Raw genomic sequence first — 2834 nt, 5'->3', positions numbered from 1 at the left:
ATGCCATCGCCCATGTGCTGCGCTGTTTCGAGGATGGCGATGTCACCCATGTTGAGGGCCGCGTCGACCCTATCGCCGATGCCGAGACGATCGAGACCGAACTGATGCTGGCCGATCTGGAAAGCATCGAAAAGCGGCTGCAAAACATCACCCGCAAGATCCGCGGCGGCGACAAGGAAGCGGTGCAGCAAGAGCGCTTGATGCAAGCGGCCAAGACCTTGCTGGAAGAAGGCAGGCCCGCGCGGATGCTCGAGGTATCGGATGAGGATCAAAAAGCCTGGCGGATGCTGCAGCTGCTGACCTCCAAGCCGATCTTGTATGTCTGCAATGTCGAGGAAGCCTCGGCCGCGCGCGGCAATGCACAATCGGCCCGCGTGGCCGAGATGGCCGCCGCCCAAGGGGCCGCGCATGTCGTGATCTCTGCCCAGATCGAGGAAGAAATCGCCCAGCTCGACCCCGAAGAGGCCGCGCTGTTCTTGTCCGAGATGGGACTTGAAGAGCCGGGGCTCGATCGCCTGATCCGCGCGGGCTATGCGCTGTTGGGGCTACAGACATACTTCACCGTCGGCCCGAAAGAGGCCCGCGCTTGGACCATCCGCAAGGGCACGCTCGCGCCGCAAGCAGCGGGCGTGATCCATGGCGACTTTGAGCGCGGCTTTATCCGCGCCGAAACCATCGCTTATGCCGATTACGTCGCCCTGAACGGTGAGGGCGGCGCCAAGGATGCAGGCAAGATGCGCGTCGAGGGCAAGACCTATGAGGTCAAGGACGGCGACGTTCTGCATTTCCTTTTCAACGCCTGAAACGCGGTTTTTGCGCTTGTCCCCGCCGGATCGGATGATTAGACGGGTCGACGGAGATGTGGCCGAGTGGTCGAAGGCGCTCCCCTGCTAAGGGAGTAGGCGGGAAACCGTCTCGAGGGTTCGAATCCCTTCGTCTCCGCCACCATTGTTTTGTTACGACCTTTGCTCAACCGGCTCCGGCCGGATTTTGTCGTTCACGCGGTTGATCGGCTGATGCGGCGGCGTGGTCGGACGGCGATGCGGGCAAGACTCGATCGCCGCGGGCAACAGATCCGGTTTGATGATCCGCCCGGGTGATTTCGCGGCAAACGGCAAGGCCGATGACAGCTGTGGTCTTGTGCATGGCTGCGATGAGCGATGATTAAGCGCACATCACGTGATCGATTGCTTCCGTTTTTTCAAAAACTCAAACTAAAATGCAAAATTTTAAACTATGGGTAATTAATTTATCTTAATATTCAAAAAAATCTATAAAGATAGATTTCGTTGAAATGATAAAAGAGTAAAATTCTAAAGACTCCAGAATATTTTATTTCAAATTTATCGACCCTTTTTGTCATTTATTATAAATGAAATTAACTCCATTATTTAACCAGCGGTAATCAGCATATGGGAAGCATATGGACAAAGTGTTTGACGCCAATGACGACGACCGCTTGCGCGAGGTCGTGAATCGCGAACTGGATTTCGTTCGCAGCGTCGGCACTGATCGAAACCTTATTCTCGCGACCTCGAACCAAGGGGCATTCGAAGCTCTCTTGATGTTGATGCTCGAGCACGAAGAAGGATTGCCCGTATATCGTACATTGGAGCAGGTGCGGTCGCGCTATGCGAGCCAATCTGGAATAATCAAACGTCTGCGCGTTTTGCGAGAGGCCGGTTTGATCGAAGCGCGACCAGGGCGCAAAGGGTCCGAGGTTTATCTCGCACCGTCCCGCGAAATCATCGAATCGTTGGGGCCGCTGCTAGACCAGAAGTTCCGCAAGTCTGAGAACTAAAGACGTTTTTCGCGTCGCCCGTTCACGAGCTGGCCGGCGATGTCATGCAACGCGGCGGGAAACTGCCCTTTCTAAACGCTGCGTTGGCGGCCCTGCGAGAAGGGTGCACAGGCCGCAAGTTCCCCCAAAATCGGCATCCTTTGGCGCACCGATTGAGTGAAACTTTTGATAAATGGCTACAGCCCCCTTTTCCCCGCGAGAAGCGGATGCTGCGCCGCTTAAAAGAACGGTTCTAAATCAGCATCTTGCCTAAATTGTCGACAAAAAATGCTGTCAAACTTCGATAAAGATATTCGGAAACGTGCATCCTATTAAACAAGGGAAAGTAACCAAAAAGCCGTCTCGGCGGTGAAACCAAAGGAAAAACGATAAGCGCGCAGGCGCTTGTCTGGGTGATGAACGGAGCAACTCACCTTGGCGTCGCAGCAAAAGAACGCGCGGCAGGGTGGGCTGAAGAGCGAAGGCGAATGCAGGTAACAAAGCAAGAAACGCAAGGGATGGTCAGCCAAGTGGCACATGTACCGTTCGTTGATATCGCGGCGACCCGAAAGGGCCGCTCGGTTTTGCGTTGTGGCCTGAGCTCAAGCAAATCGATCCGTGCCTTCCAAGGCATCTATTATGCCAAGGGGGGCGCGGCCGTTCAGGGAAAGGCGTCTTGCAGGTCGTTGGCACGCTATGCCGTCGATCATGGTCGCTCGGACCCATCGATGCCGTTTGCCCGTCCGCGGGCAGCGGCGATTCTATCCACCCATCGTTCTTCGGGGTCGTCTCTAAGCGGCGCCGTCGGTCCTGTTTCCGGGATCTCGTCGAACACCGGCGGCAACTTCGCCGCTCAAGCACAAACCAATCAGAATACCGAGCAGCATCGCTGCGATGCGGTGTAACAGAGGGAAGATCAAAATGGCCAAAGACTTTGCAGATATCAGCCGTCTCACCGAGGCTGCCGAAATGAACGCAACCAGCAAACGCGATTCGGTCGCCAAGATGGTGAAGGCGTGGGAGAGCAAGAACGCAAAGCGTGCGCTCAAGGGCA

General features: G+C 55.6%; 3 protein-coding genes and 1 tRNA gene. All 4 read left to right on the top strand.

Annotated features, from left to right (window positions below):
* A partial coding sequence (ychF, locus tag ACTG4J_RS14185; protein ID WP_439140390.1) for a redox-regulated ATPase YchF occupies positions 1 to 803 on the top strand: 803 nt, incomplete at its 5' end.
* A 52-nt stretch (positions 804 to 855) separates the two neighbouring features.
* Positions 856 to 945: transfer RNA gene (locus ACTG4J_RS14180), tRNA-Ser, on the top strand.
* A 478-nt stretch (positions 946 to 1423) separates the two neighbouring features.
* Complete coding sequence (locus ACTG4J_RS14175; protein WP_439140389.1) at positions 1424 to 1801, top strand: winged helix-turn-helix domain-containing protein; 378 nt, start codon at positions 1424 to 1426, stop codon at positions 1799 to 1801.
* 467 nt (positions 1802 to 2268) lie between these two features.
* A complete protein-coding gene (locus tag ACTG4J_RS14170) occupies positions 2269 to 2685 on the top strand; it encodes a hypothetical protein (RefSeq protein ID WP_439140388.1) in 417 nt (138 codons plus the stop codon).
* Positions 2686 to 2834 lie beyond the last annotated feature (149 nt).

Origin of the sequence: Roseicyclus sp., from assembly GCF_965662675.1 — a bacterium.
Lineage (GTDB): Bacteria > Pseudomonadota > Alphaproteobacteria > Rhodobacterales > Rhodobacteraceae > Roseicyclus.
The sequence above is the reverse complement of the archived record's forward strand: the minus strand, read 5'-3'. Positions and strand labels throughout refer to the sequence as shown.